This is a genomic window from Streptomyces sp. NPDC057253 (genome assembly GCF_042669125.1).
Lineage (GTDB): Bacteria > Actinomycetota > Actinomycetes > Streptomycetales > Streptomycetaceae > Streptomyces.
In genome coordinates, this window is sequence record NZ_JBHUXV010000037.1 from 32924 (window position 1) to 53423 (window position 20500).

Here is a 20500-nt window from a genome sequence, read left to right on the forward strand (position 1 = left end):
AGACACCTTGAAGCGCGACATCCACCCCGAGTACGTCGAGACGCAGGTCAGCTGCACCTGTGGCGCGTCGTTCACCACCCGCAGCACGATCTCCAGCGGCACCATCCGTGCCGAGGTCTGCTCCGAGTGCCACCCGTTCTACACGGGCAAGCAGAAGATCCTCGACACCGGTGGCCGTGTGGCCCGCTTCGAGGCCCGCTTCGGCAAGGCTGCTGCCAAGAAGTAGCGAGCCACCAGCGCCGGTCCACGCCGCACTCCTCGGAGTGCGCCGGGACCGGCGTTTTTGGTCGCACGCCTTCCCCTTTTCATCCGCAGTACAGGAGCCAGAGATGTTCGAGGCCGTCGAGGAACTCCTCGGTGAGCACGCCGACCTGGAGAAGAAGCTCGCCGACCCGTCGGTCTTCGCCGACCAGGCCAACGCGCGCAAGCTGAACAAGCGCTACGCCGAGCTCACCCCGATCGTCGCCACGTACCGCTCCTGGAAGCAGACCGGCGACGACATCGACACGGCTAAGGAACTCGCCGCCGACGACCCCGACTTCGCGGCCGAGGTCAAGGAGCTGGAGCGCACCCGCGAGGAGCTGACGGAGAAGCTCCGGCTGCTGCTCGTGCCCCGGGACCCGTCCGACGACAAGGACGTCATCCTCGAGATCAAGGCCGGTGCCGGCGGTGACGAGTCCGCGCTGTTCGCGGGCGACCTGCTGCGCATGTACCTGCGCTACGCCGAGCGCGTCGGCTGGAAGACCGAGATCATCGACGCCACCGAGTCCGAGCTCGGCGGCTACAAGGACGTCCAGGTCGCCGTGAAGACCAAGGGCGGCCAGGGCGCGACCGAGCCCGGCCAGGGTGTGTGGGCCCGTCTGAAGTACGAGGGCGGGGTGCACCGCGTGCAGCGGGTGCCGGCGACCGAGTCGCAGGGCCGCATCCACACCTCCGCGGCCGGTGTCCTCGTGACCCCCGAGGCCGAGGAGGTCGACGTCGAGATCAACCCCAACGACCTCCGCATCGACGTCTACCGCTCCTCCGGGCCCGGCGGGCAGTCCGTCAACACGACCGACTCCGCCGTGCGCATCACGCACATTCCCACCGGAGTCGTCGCCTCCTGCCAGAACGAGAAGAGCCAGCTGCAGAACAAGGAGCAGGCCTTGCGTATCCTGCGCTCCAGGCTGCTCGCGGCGGCGCAGGAGGAGGCGGAGCGGGAGGCCGCCGACGCCCGGCGCAGCCAGGTCCGCACCGTCGACCGCTCCGAGAAGATCCGCACGTACAACTTCCCGGAGAACCGCATCTCGGACCACCGCGTCGGCTTCAAGGCGTACAACCTGGACCAGGTCCTGGACGGCGACCTCGACGCGGTGATCCAGGCCTGCGTCGACGCGGACTCGGCAGCGAAGCTGGCGGCCGCGTAAGGGGGTTGCCCGATGGTCCGGCCCGAGGGAGGACCCGGCGCCCGGCCGGCCGAGCCGACGGGGCCCGGTGCGCGCGGCCGCAAGGCCGGGGAGGCTGAGACAATCAGCCGCGGCGCGAAGTGCCGGCGGCCCGCGGCGACGGGGCGGGGGGCGTCCGCTCCGGTGCCGCGTGCCAGGGCCGGCGACCGCGGCGCGTCCCGTCGGGCGTCCCCTTAAGGTACCTACGCACGACCGAGTACGACACGGAGGACTTGCGTGAACCTGCTGCTCGCAGAGGTGGCTCAGGCCACCCAGCGGCTGGCCGACGCCGGCGTGCCCTCGCCGCGCAACGACGCGGAGGAGCTCGCCGCGTTCGTGCACGGCGTGAAGCGGGGCGAGCTGCACTCCGTGAAGGACGCGGACTTCGACGCCCGCTACTGGGAGACCATCGCGCGCCGGGAACAGCGCGAGCCGCTCCAGCACATCACCGGCCTCGCCTACTTCCGCTACCTCGAACTCCAGGTGGGCCCCGGGGTGTTCGTGCCCCGGCCCGAGACCGAGTCCGTGGTCGGCTGGGCCATAGACGCCGTGCGCGCGATGGACGTCGTCGAGCCGTGCATCGTCGACCTGTGCACCGGCTCCGGCGCCATCGCGCTCGCCCTCGCCCAGGAGGTCCCGCGCTCCCGCGTGCACGCCGTGGAGCTGTCCGAGGAAGCCCTCCGGTGGACCCGTAAGAACGTCGAGGGGTCCAGGGTCGACCTGCGCCAGGGCAACGCCCTGGACGCCTTCCCGGACCTCGACGGCCATGTCGACCTGGTCATCTCCAACCCGCCCTACATCCCGCTCACCGAGTGGGAGTACGTCGCCCCCGAGGCGCGGGACTACGACCCCGAACTCGCCCTGTTCTCCGGCGAGGACGGCCTCGACCTCATCCGCGGGCTGGAACGCACCGCACACCGGCTCCTGCGCCCCGGCGGTGTCGTCGTCATCGAGCACGCCGACACCCAGGGCGGCCAGGTGCCGTGGATCTTCACCGAGGAGCGGGGCTGGGCCGACGCGGCCGACCACCCGGACCTCAACAACCGCCCCCGGTTCGCGACGGCCCGCAAGGCGATGCCGTGAGCCACTTCCCGAAGACTTCGAAGCAGTACGTGTACGAGGAGGCCCGCTAGATATGGCACGGCGATACGACACCAACGACGCGACCGACCGCACGACCGGTCTGCGCGAAGCCGCGTCCGCCGTCCGCCGTGGCGAGCTCGTGGTCCTCCCGACCGACACGGTGTACGGCATCGGCGCCGACGCGTTCTCCTCCGAGGCCGTCTCCGACCTCCTGGAGGCCAAGGGCCGGGGCCGCAACATGCCCACCCCCGTGCTGATCGGCTCCCCGAACACCCTCCACGGCCTCGTCACGGACTTCTCCGAGCTGGCCTGGGAGCTGGTCGACGCCTTCTGGCCGGGCGCGCTCACGCTCGTCGCCAAGCACCAGCCGTCCCTCCAGTGGGACCTGGGCGACACCCGGGGCACGGTTGCCGTGCGCATGCCCCTGCACCCGGTCGCCATCGAGCTGCTGACCGAGGTCGGCCCCATGGCGGTCTCCTCCGCCAACCTGACCGGTCACCCGGCGCCCGAGGACTGCGACGCCGCGCAGGAGATGCTCGGCGACTCGGTCTCCGTCTACCTCGACGGCGGCCCGACCCCGGGCAACGTCCCGTCCTCGATCGTCGACGTCACCCGTGAGGTGCCCCTGCTGCTGCGCGCGGGCGCGATCTCCGCGGACGAGCTCAGGAAGGTCGTACCCGACCTCGAGGTGGCGAATTGACGGCCCCTGACGCGGGGCGTGGCATATGGGACGGGGAAGAGACGCGGACCTTCACGGGGCTCCCGCGGGACAGCTTCCGCATCCTCCACGTCAGCACCGGCAACGTGTGCCGCTCGCCGATCACCGAGCGGCTGACCCGGCATGCCCTGGCGGACCGGCTCGGCGACCCGCTGTGGGGCGGGCTGATCGTGGAGAGCGCGGGGACCTGGGGGCACGAGGGCGCGCCCATGGAGGCCAACGCGGAGGCGGTGCTGGCCGAGTTCGGCGCGGACGCCTCCGGCTTCACCGGGCGTGAGCTCCTCGACGAGCACGTCATCATGGCCGACCTGGTCCTGACCGCCACCCGCGACCACCGCCAGCAGGTCATCTCGATGGGCCACTCGGCGGGCCTGCGCACCTTCACGCTGAAGGAGTTCACCCGCCTGGTGAAGGCGATCGACCCGGCGACCCTGCCGCCCCTGGAGGAGGGCCTGGTGATCCGCGCACGCGCCCTGGTCCGCGCGGCGGCGGCTCTACGCGGGTGGCTCCTGGCCCCCACCGCCGAGGCCGACGAGGTCTTCGACCCCTACGGCGCCCCCCTGACCTTCTTCCGCTCGATCGGCGACGAGATAAACGAGGCCCTGGACCCGGTGGTGACCGCGCTGACGGGGGTGCGGGCGAGGGCTTGAGCGCCGACTGACGTGCCACGATCCACCGCCGCGCGGCGTGCGGGCGCGTCGTGGCTGGTCACGCGTACCCGGCGGAGCCGCACATCGGCACAGTCCCGCGCCCTCCGGGGAGCTGTGCGCACCCGTGAGTACCAACGACCGCGCGTCTCACCTGCCCCCGGGCCTACATTGGGGTGTACGTCATCGTCGACGCCCCGGAGTCCACCATGTCGGTCACCCATGCGCCCCGCACCGCCGACGTCCTCGCGCGGCAGGACCCCGAGCTGGCCGAGATCCTGCTCGGGGAGCTCGACCGGCAGTCGTCGACGCTCCAGTTGATCGCGGCCGAGAACTTCTGCTCGCCCGCCGTGCTGGCCGCGCTCGGCTCGCCGCTGGCCAACAAGTACGCCGAGGGCTACCCCGGCGCCCGGCACCACGGCGGCTGCGAGATCGTCGACGTCGCCGAGCGGCTCGCGGTCGAGCGGGCCAAGTCCCTGTTCGGCGCCGAACACGCCAACGTCCAGGCCCATTCCGGCTCTTCGGCGGTCCTCGCCGCCTACGCGGCCCTGCTGCGCCCCGGCGACACCGTCCTCGCCCTGGGCCTGCCCTACGGCGGCCACCTCACCCACGGCTCGCCCGCCAACTTCTCGGGCCGCTGGTTCGACTTCGTCCCCTACGGCGTCGACGCGGAGACCGGGATCATCGACCACGAGCAGGTGCGCACGCTCGCCCTGAGCCACCGCCCCAAGGCGATCGTCTGCGGTTCCATCGCCTACCCCCGGCACATCGACTACGCCTTCTTCCGCGCGGTCGCCGACGAGGTGGGCGCGTATCTCATCGCCGACGCCGCCCACCCCATCGGGCTCGTCGCCGGGGGAGCGGCGCCCAGTCCGGTGCCGTACGCCGACATCGTCTGCGCCACCACCCACAAGGTGCTGCGCGGGCCCCGCGGCGGGATGCTCCTGTGCGGGAGCGAGCTGGCCGAGCGGGTCGACCGGGCCGTCTTCCCGTTCACGCAGGGCGGCGCGCAGATGCACACCATCGCCGCGAAGGCGGTCGCGTTCGGCGAGGCGGCAACACCGGCGTTCGCCGCGTACACCCATCAGGTGGTCGCCAACGCGCGCGTGCTGGCGGCCGGGCTCGCGGGTGAGGGGTTCGTGGTCACCACGGGCGGGACCGACACCCATCTCGTGACGGCCGATCCGGCGCCCCTCGGCGTCGACGGACGGACCGCCCGGGGACGGCTGGCGGCCGCGGGCATGGTGCTCGACTGCTGTGCGCTACCTCACGCCGACAGCCGCGGACTGCGGCTCGGCACGGCCGCCGTCACCACCCAGGGCATGGGCGAGAAGGAGATGGCGAGGATCGCCGCCCTGCTCGCGGGGGTGGTGCGCGGGAGGACCGAGAGCGCCACGGCTCGTGAAGAAGTCCGGGACCTGGTCGACGGATTTCCGCCGTATCCCGGCTGAGCGGGGGTATTCGCACCTGCGTGCACAGCCACACGTGCAACCATCTTCGCTACCCGGAAGTCCACAACCATATGCGTCCGTCGCTAGGGTGTGGTGCTGAGATGGCCAGCGAGACCTGTGGGGAAGCCCGTGCGTGAATACCTGCTGACGCTCTGCATCACGGCCGCGGTGACGTATCTGCTGACAGGGCCGGTACGGAAGTTCGCGATCGTGGCCGGGGCGATGCCGGAGATCAGGGCCCGTGACGTGCACCGGGAACCGACTCCGCGGCTCGGCGGTATCGCCATGTTCTTCGGACTGTGCGCGGGGCTGCTGGTCGCCGACCACCTGACCAACCTCAACGAGGTCTTCGCCAAGTCGAACGAGCCCCGGGCGCTGCTCAGCGGAGCCGCGCTGATCTGGCTGATCGGTGTGCTGGACGACAAGTTCGAGATCGACGCCCTCATCAAGCTCGGCGGCCAGATGATCGCCGCCGGCGTGATGGTCATGCAGGGTCTGACGATCCTGTGGCTGCCGGTCCCGGGCGTCGGCTCGGTCGCGCTGACCCAGTGGCAGGGCACCCTGCTGACGGTCGCCCTGGTCGTCATCACCATCAACGCGGTGAACTTCGTGGACGGTCTCGACGGCCTGGCCTCCGGCATGGTCTGCATCGCCGCCGGCGCGTTCTTCCTGTACGCCTACCGCATCTGGTACTCGTACGGCATCGAGGCGGCCGCCCCGGCCACGCTGTTCTCGGCGATCCTGATGGGCATGTGCCTGGGCTTCCTGCCGCACAACATGCACCCGGCGCGGATCTTCATGGGCGACTCCGGCTCGATGCTCATCGGCCTGGTGCTGGCCGCGGGCGCGATCTCCATCACCGGGCAGATCGACCCGGACGCGCTGAAGCTGTTCGCCGGGTCGGAGAAGGCGGCCGTGCACCAGACGGTCCCCGTCTACATCCCGCTGCTGCTGCCGCTGAGCATCATCGCGGTGCCGGCCGCCGACCTGATCTCGGCGATCGTGCGCCGCACCTGGCGCGGTCAGTCGCCGTTCGCCGCCGACCGCGGCCATCTGCACCACCGGCTCCTGGAGATCGGGCACTCGCACAGCCGGGCGGTGTGGATCATGTACTTCTGGTCGGCGCTGATCGCGTTCGGCTCGCTCGCCTACTCGGTGAACTCCGCGTCCATGTGGATCGTGCTCGGTGTGGTGTTCCTCAGCGCGATCGGGCTCGTCCTGCTGCTCCTGCCGCGCTTCACCCCGCGTGCCCCGATGTGGGCCCAGGCCTTCGTGCCGCCGCGCTACCGCCGCCGCAGGCGGCCCGTGGTCGCGGAGCCCGTGGAGGTGGAGCAGCGCACCCCGGTCGCCGTGGGAGTGGCGGGTGTCAACGGCGCGACCGCTCTGGGGGCTCGTTCACGGGTGCCGGAGAGGCGTAAGGCCGAGACGTCGAGCTGACGCCCAAGGTAAGAATCTGACTAAAGCATTGCCAACACGTGGGAGTTCGGCAGGGTGGCAAACCGCCCCTATATCAGACAAGTCGACCGTGTTCCTGCACGGACGCGCGCCTTCACTCTCATGTGTGACAGCTGGCACACCTTCTAGGTAAAGACCGCATCAAATAGTTTGTGATACGGTTCACGAGAACCCGGGACAGAGCCGAAGGACCGTAGTGCGACGGTCCCTTGGCGTGAGGGTCACTCTCAGCCCGGTACTACGCTCGTCCATGACGACACCTGCCCCCCTTTGAAAGCGGAGTTGCCGCCATGCCGTCCAACGACGTCCGGATCCTGGCCCAGGCCGCCGTGCCCACGGCTGCCGTCGGCGCTGTCGCCGCCGTCGTCAGTGGTGTGGTCGCCGGTGGCAAGGGTGCGATCGGGGCGGGTGTGGCGACGCTGGTCGTCATCCTCTTCATGGGAATCGGCCTCTACGTCCTGCAGCGCACTGCCAAATCGCTTCCGCACCTGTTCCAGGCGATGGGCCTGATGCTCTACGCGGCTCAGATCCTGCTGCTGTTCGTCTTCCTGGCCGCGTTCAAGAACACCACGCTGTTCCACCCCAAGGCTTTCGCTCTCACGCTCGTCGTCGGCACCCTGACCTGGATCGCCGCACAGACACGCGCCCACATGAAGTCCAAGATCCTCTACGTCGAACCCGATTCGGGCAGCAAGCCCGAAAAAACGGGGCACTCGTCGTGAGAGGTAGGGCCGGGATAAATGCGACTGAGAGACCCTGCTATCGTCCGGTGCCAACTGCGGCATCGCGGGCGCGGGCATCCGAGCTGACGCCTGCTCGAACGCGAGGCTCGATGCCCCCCGGCCGCCCCCACATCCGTTCCACCAGTCCCGTGCCGAACCGCGGCCTACCGCCGCGCCGACACAACGAGGTTGCCGTACCCATGCGCCACGATGAAGGAGCCCGCGGTGAGTGCTGACCCGACGCTCGCCTTCGAGACCGACTGCCACCTGTTCGACGGGTGTGGCTTCCCGGCTCCCGGCCTGCACTCGTTCATGTTCGAGCCCCTCTGGGGCGACGCCGACGGCAACGGCTTCTACTTCAACAAGCCGATGCTGCTGGCCCTGCTCGGCTCGATCATCATCGTGGGCTTCTTCTGGGCCGCGTTCGCCCGCCCGAAGGTCGTCCCCGGCAAGCTCCAGATGATCGCCGAGGCCGGCTACGACTTCGTCCGCCGCGGTGTCGTCTACGAGACGATCGGCAAGAAGGAGGGCGAGAAGTACGTACCGCTCGCCGTCTCGCTGTTCTTCTTCATCTGGATGCTCAACCTCTGGTCGATCGTCCCCGTCGCCTCCTTCCCGGTGACGTCGATCATCGCCTACCCGGCCATCCTCGCCGCGATCGTCTACGTCACCTGGGTCTCGCTGACCTTCAAGCGGCACGGTTTCGTCGGCGCCTTCAAGAACTTCACGGGCTACGACAAGTCGCTGGGCGCCGTGCTCCCGCTGTCGATGACGATCGAGCTCGCCTCGAACCTGCTGGTGCGTCCCTTCACGCACGCGGTGCGACTCTTCGCGAACATGTTCGCCGGTCACACCCTGCTGCTGCTCTTCACGATCGCCAGCTGGTACATGCTGAACGGCATCGGCATCGCGTACTCCGCCGTCTCGTTCGTGATGGTCATCGTGATGACCGCCTTCGAGCTTTTCATCCAGGCGGTTCAGGCGTACGTCTTCGTCCTCCTGACCTGCACCTTCATCCAGGGCGCGCTCGCCGAGCACCACTGAGCACCGCCCCCCGCCACACCCCCAGAGACATCCGGTGGCCAACCCCCACCGGTCACTGAAAGAGAAGGAAGAACCGGCATGTCCGCTCTCCAGACCCTCGCTGCGGTCGACGGCAACCTCGGCTCCATCGGTTACGGCCTCGCCGCGATCGGCCCGGGCGTCGGCGTCGGCATCATCTTCGGCAACGGCACCCAGGCTCTCGCCCGCCAGCCCGAGGCGGCCGGCCTCATCCGCGGCAACCAGATCCTCGGCTTCGCGTTCTGTGAGGCGCTGGCCCTCATCGGCCTCGTCATGCCGTTCGTCTACTAAGACGAACCACGACGACAGCCCCATTCGACGAAAGGCACTGATGTGAACCACGCACTGGTTCAGCTGGCGGCCGAGGCGGAGAAGGAGAATCCCCTCATTCCGCCGTGGCCGGAGCTCGTCATCGGCCTGATCGCCTTCGTCATCGTCTTCGGCTTCCTCGCCAAGAAGCTCCTCCCGACCATCAACAAGGTTCTGGAAGAGCGTCGCGAGGCCATCGAGGGCGGTATCGAGAAGGCCGAGGCCGCTCAGACCGAGGCCCAGAGCGTCCTTGAGCAGTACAAGGCACAGCTCGCCGAGGCCCGCCACGAGGCCGCGCGCCTGCGCCAGGAGGCTCAGGAGCAGGGCGCCACGCTCATCGCCGAGATGCGCGCGGAAGGCCAGCGGCAGCGCGAGGAGATCGTCGCCGCCGGTCACGCGCAGATCGAGGCCGACCGCAAGGCCGCCGCGTCCGCGCTGCGCCAGGACGTCGGCAAGCTCGCCACCGACCTGGCCGGCAAGCTCGTCGGCGAGTCCCTCGAGGACCACGCCCGGCAGAGCCGCGTGATCGACCGTTTCCTTGAGGACCTTGAGGAGAAGGCCGAGGCCGCGCGATGAACGGAGCGAGCCGCGAGGCCCTGGCAGCCGCACGCGAGCGTCTCGACGCGCTGACGGACTCGACGTCCGTGGACGCCGGCTCGCTCGCCGACGAGCTGGCCGCCGTCACCGCGCTGCTCGACCGCGAGGTGTCGCTGCGTCGGGTCCTGACCGACCCGGCGCAGCCCGGCGAGGCCAAGGCCGAACTGGCCCAGCGTCTGATCGGTACGCAGGTCGGCAGCGCCACCGCCGACCTGGTGGCCGGCATGGTGCGCTCCCGCTGGTCGCAGTCGCGCGACCTGGTGGACGCGCTGGAGGAGCTGGCGAACATCGCCGACCTCACCGCCGCGCAGCAGCGGGGCACGCTCGACAACGTCGAGGACGAGCTGTTCCGGTTCGGCCGGATCGTCACCTCGAACACCGAGCTGCGCGCCGCGCTCACCAACCGCTCCGCGACGGCCTCGGCCAAGCGCGAGCTGATCGGCGGCCTGCTCGGCGGCCGCGCCGACGCCGTCACCGTGCGTCTGGTGACGCGCCTTGTGACCGCGCCCCGGGGACGTAGCCTGGAGTCGGGACTGGAGTCCCTGTCCAAGCTCGCCGCCGAGCGCCGGGACCGCATGGTGGCCGTCGTCACCTCGGCGGTACCGCTGAGCGACCGGCAGAAGCAGCGCCTGGGCGGTGCCCTGGCCAAGCTCTACGGCCGCCAGATGCACCTCAACCTGGACGTGGACCCCGAGGTCCTCGGCGGGATCCGGGTGCAGGTCGGTGACGAGGTCATCAACGGCTCGATCGCGGACCGCATCGAGGACGCCGGCCGCCGCGTGGCGGGCTAGCAGCAACTTCATAGCAGTACGTACGGACGACGGCCCTGGTTGGGCCGTACATGAAGAATCCTGGGGGTCGCCCCCAGACCCCCAAAGTGAAACTTCGGGCCCAACAAGGAGAGCAGGGAACCCAGATGGCGGAGCTCACGATCCGGCCGGAGGAGATCCGGGACGCGCTGGAGAACTTCGTCCAGTCGTACAAGCCGGACGCGGCCTCGCGCGAGGAGGTCGGTACGGTCACCCTTGCCGGCGACGGCATCGCGAAGGTCGAGGGCCTTCCCTCGGCCATGGCCAACGAACTGCTGAAGTTCGAGGACGGCACCCTCGGCCTCGCGCTCAACCTGGAAGAGCGCGAGATCGGCGCCATCGTCCTCGGTGAGTTCAGCGGCATCGAGGAGGGTCAGCCGGTCTCCCGTACCGGTGAGGTCCTCTCCGTGGCCGTCGGCGAGGGCTACCTCGGCCGCGTCGTCGACCCGCTCGGCAACCCGATCGACGGCCTCGGCGAGATCGAGACCAGCAGCCGTCGCGCCCTTGAGCTGCAGGCTCCGGGCGTCATGGCCCGTAAGTCGGTGCACGAGCCGATGGAGACCGGCTACAAGGCCGTCGACGCGATGACCCCGATCGGCCGCGGCCAGCGTCAGCTGATCATCGGTGACCGTCAGACCGGCAAGACCGCCCTGGCCGTCGACACGATCATCAACCAGCGGGACAACTGGCGCTCCGGCGACCCGAAGAAGCAGGTCCGCTGCGTCTACGTCGCCATCGGCCAGAAGGGCTCGACCATCGCCTCCGTGCGTGGCGCCCTCGAAGAGGCCGGCGCGCTGGAGTACACGACCATCGTCGCCGCCCCGGCGTCCGACCCGGCCGGCTTCAAGTACCTGGCGCCGTACACCGGTTCGGCCATCGGTCAGCAGTGGATGTACGAGGGCAAGCACGTCCTCATCATCTTCGACGACCTCTCGAAGCAGGCCGACGCCTACCGCGCCGTGTCCCTGCTGCTCCGTCGTCCGCCGGGGCGTGAGGCCTACCCGGGTGACGTCTTCTACCTGCACTCCCGTCTGCTGGAGCGCTGCGCGAAGCTCTCCGACGAGCTGGGCGCCGGTTCGATGACCGGTCTGCCGATCGTCGAGACGAAGGCCAACGACGTCTCGGCGTTCATCCCGACCAACGTCATCTCCATCACCGACGGCCAGTGCTTCCTGGAGTCGGACCTTTTCAACGCCGGTCAGCGCCCCGCGCTGAACGTCGGTATCTCCGTCTCCCGAGTCGGTGGTTCCGCGCAGCACAAGGCGATGAAGCAGGTCTCGGGCCGTCTGCGTCTGGACCTCGCCCAGTACCGTGAGCTGGAGGCGTTCGCCGCCTTCGGTTCCGACCTGGACGCCGCGTCGAAGGCCCAGCTGGAGCGCGGTCAGCGTCTGGTCGAGCTGCTCAAGCAGCCGCAGTACCAGCCGATGGCCACCGAGGACCAGGTCGTCTCCGTGTGGGCCGCCACCACCGGCAAGATGGACGACGTCCTGGTGGGCGACATCCGCCGCTTCGAGACGGAGCTCCTGGACTACCTGCACCGCAAGGAGCAGGGCCTCATGACCTCCATCAAGGAGGGCGGCAAGATGTCGGACGACACGCTCACCGCCATCGCCGACGGCATCGCGGACTTCAAGAAGCAGTTCGAGACCTCGGACGGCAAGCTTCTCGGCGAAGACGCGCCGGCCGCCACGGCCAAGTGACGACGGAAGGGACCTGACTCATGGGAGCCCAGCTCCGGGTCTACAAGCGTCGCATCCGATCCGTCACCGCGACCAAGAAGATCACCAAGGCGATGGAGATGATCGCCGCCTCGCGCGTCGTCAAGGCGCAGCGCAAGGTGGCGGCCTCCACGCCGTACGCGCAGGAACTGACGCGTGCGGTCACGGCGGTCGGTACCGGCTCCAACACGAAGCACCCGCTGACCACGCAGGCCGAGACGGTCGTGCGGTCCGCGGTGCTGCTCCTGTCGAGCGACCGCGGTCTCGCGGGTGCCTTCAACTCCAACGCCATCAAGGTCGCGGAGCGGCTGACGGAGCGTCTTGAGGCCGAGGGCAAGGAGGTCGACACGTACATCGTCGGCCGCCGCGGTCTGGCCCACTACAACTTCCGCGAGCGCAAGGTCGTGGAGTCGTGGTCGGGCTTCACCGACGAGCCCACCTACGCGGACGCCAAGAAGGTCGCGGCTCCGCTGATCGAGGCCATCGAGAAGGACACGGCCGAGGGCGGCGTGGACGAACTCCACATCGTTTTCACCGAGTTCGTCTCGATGATGACGCAGACGGCGCTCGACGACCGACTGCTTCCGCTCAGCCTCGAAGAGGTGGCCAAGGACGCCCCCAAGGGCGAGATCCTTCCGCTCTACGACTTCGAGCCCTCGGCGGAGGACGTCCTCGACGCCCTGCTGCCGCGGTACGTCGAGAGCCGTATCTACAACGCGCTGCTTCAGTCGGCCGCTTCCAAGCACGCCGCCACGCGCCGCGCGATGAAGTCGGCCACCGACAACGCGGGAGACCTGATCACCAGCCTCTCCCGACTTGCCAACGCGGCCCGCCAGGCCGAAATCACCCAGGAAATCAGCGAGATCGTCGGTGGCTCCGCAGCCCTGGCCGACGCGACCGCGGGGAGTGACAGGTAATGACGACGACAGTTGAGACGGCCGTTGCCACGGGCCGCGTCGCCCGGGTCATCGGCCCGGTCGTCGACGTGGAATTCCCCGTCGACGCCATGCCCGACATCTACAACGCCCTTCACGTCGAGGTGGCCGACCCGGCCCAGGACGGCGCGAAGAAGACGCTGACCCTGGAGGTCGCCCAGCACCTGGGTGACGGCCTGGTCCGCACGATCTCCATGCAGCCCACCGACGGTCTGGTCCGCCAGGCCCCGGTCACCGACACGGGCACGGGCATCACCGTCCCGGTCGGCGACTTCACCAAGGGCAAGGTGTTCAACACCCTCGGTGAGGTGCTGAACGTCGACGAGAAGTACGAGGGCGAGCGCTGGTCCATCCACCGCAAGGCCCCGAACTTCGACGAGCTCGAGTCGAAGACCGAGATGTTCGAGACCGGCGTCAAGGTCATCGACCTTCTCACCCCGTACGTCAAGGGTGGAAAGATCGGTCTGTTCGGTGGTGCCGGCGTCGGCAAGACGGTGCTCATCCAGGAGATGATCTACCGCGTCGCCAACAACCACGACGGTGTCTCCGTGTTCGCCGGTGTCGGTGAGCGCACCCGTGAGGGCAACGACCTCATCGAGGAGATGGCCGACTCGGGCGTCATCGACAAGACCGCCCTGGTCTTCGGCCAGATGGACGAGCCCCCGGGCACCCGTCTGCGCGTGGCCCTGGCCGGTCTGACCATGGCGGAGTACTTCCGCGATGTGCAGAAGCAGGACGTGCTGTTCTTCATCGACAACATCTTCCGCTTCACCCAGGCCGGTTCCGAGGTCTCGACCCTGCTCGGCCGTATGCCCTCCGCGGTGGGCTACCAGCCGAACCTGGCCGACGAGATGGGTCTCCTCCAGGAGCGCATCACCTCGACCCGTGGTCACTCGATCACCTCGATGCAGGCGATCTACGTCCCCGCGGACGACCTGACCGACCCGGCCCCGGCCACCACCTTCGCCCACCTCGACGCGACGACGGTTCTGTCCCGTCCGATCTCCGAGAAGGGCATCTACCCGGCCGTGGACCCGCTGGACTCCACGTCCCGGATCCTGGACCCGCGCTACATCTCGGCGGACCACTACAACACCGCGATGCGTGTCAAGGGTGTCCTGCAGAAGTACAAGGACCTCCAGGACATCATCGCCATCCTCGGCATCGACGAGCTCGGCGAGGAGGACAAGCTGGTCGTCCAGCGTGCCCGTCGCGTGGAGCGCTTCCTGTCCCAGAACACCCACGTCGCAAAGCAGTTCACCGGCGTCGACGGGTCGGACGTGCCGCTGGACGAGTCGATCGCGGCCTTCAACGCGATCATCGACGGCGACTACGACCACTTCCCGGAGCAGGCGTTCTTCCTGTGCGGTGGCATCGAGGACCTCAAGGCCAACGCCAAGGAGCTGGGCGTCTCCTGAACTCCCTGAGTTCGCTGTGAACCCTGTGGTTCACGCTTGAGGGGGCGGGGCACGTCCCGCCCCCTCTTCCACGCCCACTAGACTTGTAACCAACACCCGGCACAACCGCCGGGTGGTGACCCGAGGAGCCACCTTGGCTGCTGAGCTGCACGTCGCGCTGGTCGCGGCCGACCGAGAGGTCTGGTCCGGCGAGGCCACCCTGGTCGTCGCGCGCACCACGTCCGGCGACATCGGCGTCATGCCCGGTCACCAGCCGCTGCTCGGTGTGCTGGAGTCGGGCCCGGTGACCATCCGTACGAGTGACGGTGGAACGGTCGTCGCCGCGGTGCACGGCGGTTTCATCTCGTTCGCGGACAACAAGCTGTCGCTGCTGGCCGAGATCGCCGAGCTGTCGGACGAGATCGACGTCCAGCGCGCGGAGCGGGAGCTGGAGCGCGCGAAGGCGGAGGGCGACGCCGCCGCCGAGCGCCGCGCGGACGTACGACTGCGCGCGGCGACCTCGCGCTGAACCAGCGCGGAGCCGTATGACGTCACTCAGCCGCGGCCGGCACCGGAGCGATCCGGAGCCGGTCGCGGCTGAGGCAGATCTGGATGTTTTTTCCGTTCCGTTACCTATTTCGACGGTACCTAGGAGACGAGGAGGTCGGTGTCGATGGTCCTCGCTCTGACTGTGTGCGGAATCGTCGTGGCCCTGGTGGTGCTGGGGCTGTTCGTCTTCGGCCTGCGCCGCAGGCTCATCCAGCGCTCCGGCGGCACCTTCGACTGTTCGCTGCGCTGGGACGTCCCGGAGAAGACCGACACCAGCGGCAAGGGCTGGAGCTACGGCGTCGCCCGCTACAACGGCGACCGCGTCGAGTGGTACCGCGTCTTCTCCTACGCCTACCGCCCGCGCCGCGTCCTGGAACGTGCCGCGATCGAGGTGGCGGGCCGCCGCCTGCCCGAGGGCGAGGAGGAGCTGGCGCTGCTCTCCGACGCCGTCATCCTGACCTGTGTGCACCGGGGCACGCGTCTCGAACTCGCCATGAGCGAAGACGCGCTGACCGGTTTCCTCGCGTGGCTGGAGGCAGCCCCGCCCGGTCAGCGCGTCAATGTCGCCTAGCTGTCTTGGCTGATTCCCTTACGACAGCCCGCTGTTGATGGCGGTCACCAGCTCACCGTTGCTGGTGTCGCCGCTGAACTCCCAGAAGAACGCGCCGCCCAGGCCCTGGTTCTTGGCCCAGGTCATCTTGCCGGCGATCGTCGCGGGGGTGTCGTAGGACCACCAGTTGGTGCCGCAGTAGGCGTACGCCGTGCCCGCGATGGTGCCGGTGGCGGGGCAGGAGTTCTTGAGGACCTTGTAGTCCTCGATGCCCGCCTCGTAGGTGCCGGGTGCCGCTCCGGTCGCCGTGCCGCCGGGGGCGGCCTGGGTGACGCCGGTCCAGCCGCGGCCGTAGAAGCCGATGCCGAGCAGCAGCTTCTTCGAGGCGACGCCCTTCGACTTCAGCTTGGCGATCGCGTCGGCGGAGTTGAAGCCCGCCTGCGGGATGCCGGCGTACGAGGTGAGCGGCGAGTGCGGGGCGGTCGGGCCCTGCGCGTTGAAGGCGCCGAAGTAGTCGTACGTCATCACGTTGTACCAGTCGACGTACTGGGAGGCGCCGCCGTAGTCCGCCGCGTCGATCTTGCCGCCGGAGGAGCCGTCGGCGGTGATGGCCGCGGTGACCAGGTAGTTGGAACCGAACGCCGAACGCAGCGCCCCCATCAGGTTCTTGAAGGCGGCGGCCCCGCTGGTGTCGCAGGTCAGACCGCAGGCGTTCGGGTACTCCCAGTCGATGTCGATGCCGTCGAAGACGTCCGCCCAGCGCGGGTCCTCCACCACGGCCTTGCAGGAGGCGGCGAAGGCGGCCGGGTTGGCGGCGGCCTGGGCGAAGCCGCCCGAGTAGGTCCAGCCGCCGAAGGAGTACAGCACCTTGATGTGCGGGTACTTGGCCTTCAGCTGGCGCAGCTGGTTGAAGTTGCCGCGCAGCGGCTGGTCCCAGGTGTCGGCGGTGCCGGAGACCGACTGGTCGGCGGTGTACGCCTTGTCGTAGGCGGCGTAGGTGTCGTCGACGGTGCACTGACCGTTCTTGACGTTGCCGAACGCGTAGTTGATGTGGGTGATCTTCGCGGCCGAGCCCGAGGTCACCAGGTTCTTGACGTGGTAGTTGCGGCCGTAGACGCCCCACTCGGTGAAGTAGCCGAGCTTGACCTTGTCGCCGGTGGGCGGTGGGTCGGTGGTGCCGCCGGTGGTCTTGACCGCGACCGCGCCGCTGGCCGGGCCGGTCTGGTCGGCGGTGTCACGGGCCTGCACGGTGTACGAGTAGGAGGTGCCGGCGGTCAGCCCGGTGTCCGTGTACGACGTCGTCGTCACGGTGGCCACCTTGGCGCCGTCGCGCAGCACGTCGTAGTTCTTGACGCCCTTGTCGTCGGTGGCGGCGCCCCAGGCCAGCTTCACCGAGGTGTCGGTGATGTCGGAGGCGGTGGGGGTGCCGGGGGCGGACGGGGCCGCGTCACCCGGAGTGGAGCCGCCGTCGCAACTGCCGCCGTTCAGCTTGCAGTTGGCCGGAGAGCCGGGGCCCGCGCCGTTGAAGCCGAAGGAGACGGAGGCGCCGGGGGCGAGGGTGCCGTTCCAGGACTTGTTCTTGGCGGTCCAGTGGGTGCCGGCGGAGGTGACGTCGGCGTCCCAGGCGGAGGTGACGGAGGTGCCGGAGGGGAAGTCCCACTCGACGGTCCAGGAACTGAGGCTGGTGGTACCGGTGTTCTTCACCGTCCACTTGCCTTCGAAGCCGGTGCCCCAGTCCTGGGTCTTGGCGTAGGTCGCGGTGGCGGAGGTCGCGGCCTGGGCGGGGCTCGCGAGACCGACCAGGCCGGCGAAGGGGAGCAACAGCGTCGCGAAACCGGCCGCGGCTCTGTGTCTGAAGCGCATCGTGCGCCTCCTCGGGGAGTTGGGGGCGTGACTGAGCCTTCACGCCCACGGTGCCGTGAGAATAGAAAGGTCTGGACCACGGGTCAATAGGTCTGGACCACTCTTGTATACGGCTCCCTCAAGCGCTTTCAGACTCCCAACTCCTGCGCCAGCACCGCCGCTTGCACCCGGCTGCGCAGCTCCAGCTTCCCCAGCAGACGACTGACGTGTGTCTTCACCGTCGCCTCCGCCATGTCGAGCCGGATCGCGATGTCCGCGTTGGACAGGCCCTCGCCGAGGCAGGAGAGCACCTCGCGTTCCCGGCGGGTCAGGGTGTCGAGGACGGTCGGATCGACGCCGGTCCCGCGCACCGGCCCGGCGGCGAACTCGGCGATCAGCCGCCGGGTGACGGCCGGGGCGACGATCCCCTCGCCCCGTGCCACCGTGCGCACGGCCGTGATGAGGTCCTTCGCCTCCGTGTTCTTCAGCAGGAAACCGGCGGCACCGGCCCGCAGGGCCCCGAACACGTACTCGTCGAGGTCGAAGGTGGTCAGCACGAGGACGTCCGCGAGGCCCTCCGCGACGACCTGCCGGGTGGCCGACACCCCGTCCAGACGCGGCATCTGCACATCCATCAGCACCAGGTCGGGCCGCAGCTCCCGGGCCAGCGCCACCGCCTGCTCACCGTCCGCCGCCTCGCCGACCACCTCGATGCCGGGGGCGCTGCGCAGGATGAGGACGAGCCCGGCGCGGACGGCTGACTGGTCCTCGGCGACGAGGACACGGATCATTCGGATTCTCCTTCCGACACGGGGAGCGTGGCATGCACGGTCCACAGCGCGCCCCGCGGTCCGGCCCGGAACGTGCCCCCGAGGAGCGCGGCCCGCTCCCGCATCCCGACCAGACCGGCACCTGAGCCAGGGGCGCGGGGCCCGTCCCGGTCGCCGTACGGGCTGCTCACCTCGACCGTCAGATCGCCGTCCCGCTCGGCGAGGGACACCGTGACCCGGCCGGGGCAGGCGTGCTTGAGGGCGTTGGTCAGCGACTCCTGGACGATCCGGTAGGCGGCGAGCTCGACCGGAGCAGGCACGGCGCCGTCGTGGCAGGCGTCCAGGGTGACGTCAAGGCCGTTGGCCCGGGCCCCTTCGACGAGGGCGGTGAGGCCGTCGAGGGTCGGGACCGCGGCGGGCTCGCCGTCGCCGTCGCGCAGGATGCCGATCAGCCGCCGCATCTCGGCGAGGCCCGCCACGCTGTTCTCCCGGATGACCGCCAGCGCCTCGCGGGACGTGGCCGGTTCGTCGATCGACAGCGCGGCCGTGGAGTGGATGGCGATCGCCGAGAGGTGGTTGGCGACCATGTCGTGCAACTCCCGTGCCATCCGGGCGCGTTCGGCGGCCACCGCCTGGGTGCGGTCCATCTCGGCGAGCAGCGCGGTCTGTTCGGCGCGCAGCCGGGCGGCCTCGGCGGCGTCCCGGTGGTTGCGCACGATCCAGCCGGTGCCGGCGGGCCCGTACGCCACGACCCCGACGACCACACCGATCAGCAGCGCCTCCGGCTCGCGCCACACCGCGAACGGCACCAGCGTCCCGGCCACCGTCAGCAGACCGGTGATCCACTGGATCCGGCGGGCCGAGGCGAGCGGGCCGTACAGCACGGCCGCGTAGATCACGTCGGTGAACATCAGGACCGTGGCGAGACTGCCCTGCGTCACGACGTCGGCGCAGATGCCGGCCGTGCCGATCAGGAGGGCCGTCCGGGGGGCCGCGCGGCGCAGCAGCTCACAGCCGGCCAGCACGACGAGGGGGACGAGCACGGGCCAGGGGCCGTCGAAGAGGGTGATCGGATCCGTCGCCGGCCGGGTGCTCAGGCCGATGCCCACCAGCAGCAGCCCGCCGAGCAGCCCGCCGGCCGCGATGTACACGTCGAAGCGGTGCGGGCGGGGGAGGGCCATGCCCCCATCCAACACGGCGCCCGCGCCCCGCGCCTGATCCCCGGGGACGGTCCTGGACTGCATCTTTCGATGTACGGCGGTCTCGTCACCGCCGACGACGAAAGAGGCCGGGGCCGCCGCGAGCCTGGAGGGGTGAGCGAAGGGAGCGTGTCGTGGTCGTCGGACTGATCATCGCCTGCGAGGTGGCCTTCTGGGTGCTGCTCGCGGCCGGACTGGCCTTCCGCTACGGGCTGCGGATGCCACGGACCGGACTGGCCCTGCTGCTGTGCGAGCCGCTGCTTGAGCTGGTGCTGTTCGCGGTCACCGCGATCGACCTGCGCAACGGCGCCGAGCCCGACTGGCGGCACGGCCTGGCCGCCGTCTACATCGGCTTCACCGTGGGGCTCGGCCACTCGACGATCAAGTGGGCCGACGCCAGGGTCGCCCACCGGTTCGCGGGCGGCCCGCCGCCGGTGCGGCCGCCGAAGTACGGCACGGCCCGCGCCGTCCACGAGTGGAAGGTCGCGGGCCGCTGGATCCTCGCCGCGGTGGTCGCCATGGTCCTGCTCCAGGCCGCGGTCTGGTACGTCGGCGACGGTCGGATCGAGTCCCTGCGCGCCTGGCAGCAGCGCATGCTGTGGGTGATCGGCATCAACGTGATCATCGCGGGCAGCTACACGCTCTTCCCGAAGGAGAAGCGCTAGCGCTCGCCGCCCGGCACCCACAGCACGTCCCCGACGTCCTTGTTCGCCGTGCGCGCCAGGATGAACAGCAGGTCGGAGAGGCGGTTGAGGTAGGTCGCGGTGAGCGGGTTCATGTGCTCGGCGTGGACCTCCAGGGCCGCCCAGGTCGAGCGCTCGGCCCGGCGTACGACCGTGCAGGCCTGGTGGAGCAGGGCCGCGCCCGGGGTGCCGCCTGGGAGGATGAAGGAGCGGAGCTTCTCCAGCCGCTCGTTGAAGCGGTCGCAGTCCGCCTCCAGCTTGTCGACGTAGAACTGCTCCACGCGCAGCGGCGGGAACTCGGGGTTCTCGACCACCGGCGTGGACAGGTCGGCACCGACGTCGAACAGGTCGTTCTGGACGCGGGTGAGGACCTTGACGACCTCCTCCTCCAGACCGCCCAGGGCGATCGCCGTGCCGATCACCGCGTTCGCCTCGTTGGCGTCCGCGTACGCGGAGATCCGCAGATCGGTCTTGGCGACCCGGCTCATGTCCCCGAGGGCGGTGGTGCCCCGGTCGCCGGTCCTGGTGTAGATGCGCGTCAGATTGACCATGACCTCAGCGTAGTTTCGTCCCGGCCGTC

22 protein-coding genes are annotated in these 20500 nt (G+C 69.5%); 18 read left to right on the plus strand and 4 right to left on the minus strand.

The window, feature by feature from the left end; genetic code table 11:
• Nucleotides 1–7 precede the first annotated feature (7 nt).
• From rpmE to ACFULQ_RS21475, 17 genes are all read left to right on the plus strand, one after another.
• On the plus strand, nucleotides 8–226 hold the full coding sequence (gene rpmE, locus ACFULQ_RS21395; protein ID WP_007384712.1) for a 50S ribosomal protein L31: 219 nt from the start codon (nucleotides 8–10) through the stop codon (nucleotides 224–226).
• 103 nt (nucleotides 227–329) lie between these two features.
• On the plus strand, nucleotides 330–1406 hold the full coding sequence (gene prfA, locus ACFULQ_RS21400; RefSeq protein WP_383546237.1) for a peptide chain release factor 1: 1077 nt from the start codon (nucleotides 330–332) through the stop codon (nucleotides 1404–1406).
• A gap of 255 nt (nucleotides 1407–1661) precedes the next feature.
• Complete coding sequence (gene prmC, locus ACFULQ_RS21405) at nucleotides 1662–2507, plus strand: peptide chain release factor N(5)-glutamine methyltransferase (RefSeq protein ID WP_356589158.1); 846 nt, start codon at nucleotides 1662–1664, stop codon at nucleotides 2505–2507.
• Nucleotides 2508–2559: 52 nt separating this feature from the next.
• Entirely contained in the window at nucleotides 2560–3207 is a 648-nt protein-coding gene (locus ACFULQ_RS21410; protein ID WP_069765550.1) for an L-threonylcarbamoyladenylate synthase, read from the plus strand.
• The gene (locus tag ACFULQ_RS21415) at nucleotides 3204–3875 is read left to right on the plus strand and encodes a protein-tyrosine-phosphatase (protein WP_383546240.1); all 672 of its coding nucleotides are present in this window, start codon (nucleotides 3204–3206) and stop codon (nucleotides 3873–3875) included. The genes ACFULQ_RS21410 and ACFULQ_RS21415 overlap by 4 nt, the downstream gene beginning before the upstream one ends.
• A gap of 206 nt (nucleotides 3876–4081) precedes the next feature.
• Nucleotides 4082–5323 carry a serine hydroxymethyltransferase gene (gene glyA, locus ACFULQ_RS21420; RefSeq protein ID WP_383546241.1) on the plus strand — a complete coding sequence of 414 codons (1242 nt, stop codon included), beginning with the start codon at nucleotides 4082–4084 and terminating at the stop codon, nucleotides 5321–5323.
• Nucleotides 5324–5452: 129 nt separating this feature from the next.
• The gene (locus ACFULQ_RS21425; protein ID WP_383546243.1) at nucleotides 5453–6760 is read left to right on the plus strand and encodes an MraY family glycosyltransferase; all 1308 of its coding nucleotides are present in this window, start codon (nucleotides 5453–5455) and stop codon (nucleotides 6758–6760) included.
• Between the two features lie 308 nt (nucleotides 6761–7068).
• Entirely contained in the window at nucleotides 7069–7500 is a 432-nt protein-coding gene (locus tag ACFULQ_RS21430; protein WP_383546244.1) for a hypothetical protein, read from the plus strand.
• A gap of 210 nt (nucleotides 7501–7710) precedes the next feature.
• Nucleotides 7711–8544, plus strand: coding sequence for a F0F1 ATP synthase subunit A (atpB, locus tag ACFULQ_RS21435; protein WP_383546246.1), 834 nt, complete (start codon nucleotides 7711–7713; stop codon nucleotides 8542–8544).
• 78 nt (nucleotides 8545–8622) lie between these two features.
• Entirely contained in the window at nucleotides 8623–8853 is a 231-nt protein-coding gene (locus ACFULQ_RS21440) for an ATP synthase subunit C (RefSeq protein WP_020136565.1), read from the plus strand.
• Nucleotides 8854–8895: 42 nt separating this feature from the next.
• Nucleotides 8896–9447 carry a F0F1 ATP synthase subunit B gene (locus tag ACFULQ_RS21445; protein WP_174269236.1) on the plus strand — a complete coding sequence of 184 codons (552 nt, stop codon included), beginning with the start codon at nucleotides 8896–8898 and terminating at the stop codon, nucleotides 9445–9447.
• Nucleotides 9444–10259 carry a F0F1 ATP synthase subunit delta gene (locus tag ACFULQ_RS21450; RefSeq protein ID WP_383546248.1) on the plus strand — a complete coding sequence of 272 codons (816 nt, stop codon included), beginning with the start codon at nucleotides 9444–9446 and terminating at the stop codon, nucleotides 10257–10259. Before ACFULQ_RS21445 ends, ACFULQ_RS21450 begins: the two co-directional genes overlap by 4 nt.
• A gap of 125 nt (nucleotides 10260–10384) precedes the next feature.
• Nucleotides 10385–11977 (plus strand): F0F1 ATP synthase subunit alpha, encoded by a 1593-nt coding sequence (gene atpA / locus ACFULQ_RS21455; protein ID WP_383546249.1) that lies wholly within the window; start codon nucleotides 10385–10387, stop codon nucleotides 11975–11977.
• A gap of 20 nt (nucleotides 11978–11997) precedes the next feature.
• Complete coding sequence (locus ACFULQ_RS21460; RefSeq protein ID WP_383546250.1) at nucleotides 11998–12912, plus strand: F0F1 ATP synthase subunit gamma; 915 nt, start codon at nucleotides 11998–12000, stop codon at nucleotides 12910–12912.
• Nucleotides 12912–14348 carry a F0F1 ATP synthase subunit beta gene (gene atpD, locus ACFULQ_RS21465; protein ID WP_383546251.1) on the plus strand — a complete coding sequence of 479 codons (1437 nt, stop codon included), beginning with the start codon at nucleotides 12912–12914 and terminating at the stop codon, nucleotides 14346–14348. The genes ACFULQ_RS21460 and atpD overlap by 1 nt, the downstream gene beginning before the upstream one ends.
• A 133-nt stretch (nucleotides 14349–14481) precedes the next feature.
• Nucleotides 14482–14856: a F0F1 ATP synthase subunit epsilon gene (locus tag ACFULQ_RS21470; RefSeq protein WP_037721615.1), complete on the plus strand. Its 375-nt coding sequence runs from the start codon at nucleotides 14482–14484 to the stop codon at nucleotides 14854–14856.
• A gap of 144 nt (nucleotides 14857–15000) precedes the next feature.
• Nucleotides 15001–15447, plus strand: a complete 447-nt coding sequence (locus ACFULQ_RS21475) for a DUF2550 domain-containing protein (RefSeq protein WP_028809448.1) — start codon at nucleotides 15001–15003, stop codon at nucleotides 15445–15447.
• Nucleotides 15448–15465: 18 nt separating this feature from the next.
• Here the strand turns inward: ACFULQ_RS21475 and ACFULQ_RS21480 are convergent, their stop codons facing one another.
• From ACFULQ_RS21480 to ACFULQ_RS21490, 3 genes are all read right to left on the minus strand, one after another.
• Nucleotides 15466–17289 carry a glycosyl hydrolase family 18 protein gene (locus ACFULQ_RS21480; protein WP_383546254.1) on the minus strand — a complete coding sequence of 608 codons (1824 nt, stop codon included), beginning with the start codon at nucleotides 17287–17289 and terminating at the stop codon, nucleotides 15466–15468.
• Nucleotides 17290–17417: 128 nt separating this feature from the next.
• Nucleotides 17418–18059, minus strand: coding sequence for a response regulator (locus tag ACFULQ_RS21485; RefSeq protein ID WP_383546255.1), 642 nt, complete (start codon nucleotides 18057–18059; stop codon nucleotides 17418–17420).
• The gene (locus ACFULQ_RS21490; protein ID WP_383546257.1) at nucleotides 18056–19219 is read right to left on the minus strand and encodes a sensor histidine kinase; all 1164 of its coding nucleotides are present in this window, start codon (nucleotides 19217–19219) and stop codon (nucleotides 18056–18058) included. Before ACFULQ_RS21490 ends, ACFULQ_RS21485 begins: the two co-directional genes overlap by 4 nt.
• A gap of 152 nt (nucleotides 19220–19371) precedes the next feature.
• Between ACFULQ_RS21490 and ACFULQ_RS21495 the strand changes: the two genes are divergently transcribed.
• Nucleotides 19372–19902: a hypothetical protein gene (locus tag ACFULQ_RS21495; protein WP_383546259.1), complete on the plus strand. Its 531-nt coding sequence runs from the start codon at nucleotides 19372–19374 to the stop codon at nucleotides 19900–19902.
• Here ACFULQ_RS21495 and ACFULQ_RS21500 read toward each other — a convergent pair.
• Nucleotides 19899–20471: a cob(I)yrinic acid a,c-diamide adenosyltransferase gene (locus ACFULQ_RS21500; RefSeq protein WP_383546261.1), complete on the minus strand. Its 573-nt coding sequence runs from the start codon at nucleotides 20469–20471 to the stop codon at nucleotides 19899–19901. The genes ACFULQ_RS21495 and ACFULQ_RS21500 overlap by 4 nt on opposite strands.
• Nucleotides 20472–20500 lie beyond the last annotated feature (29 nt).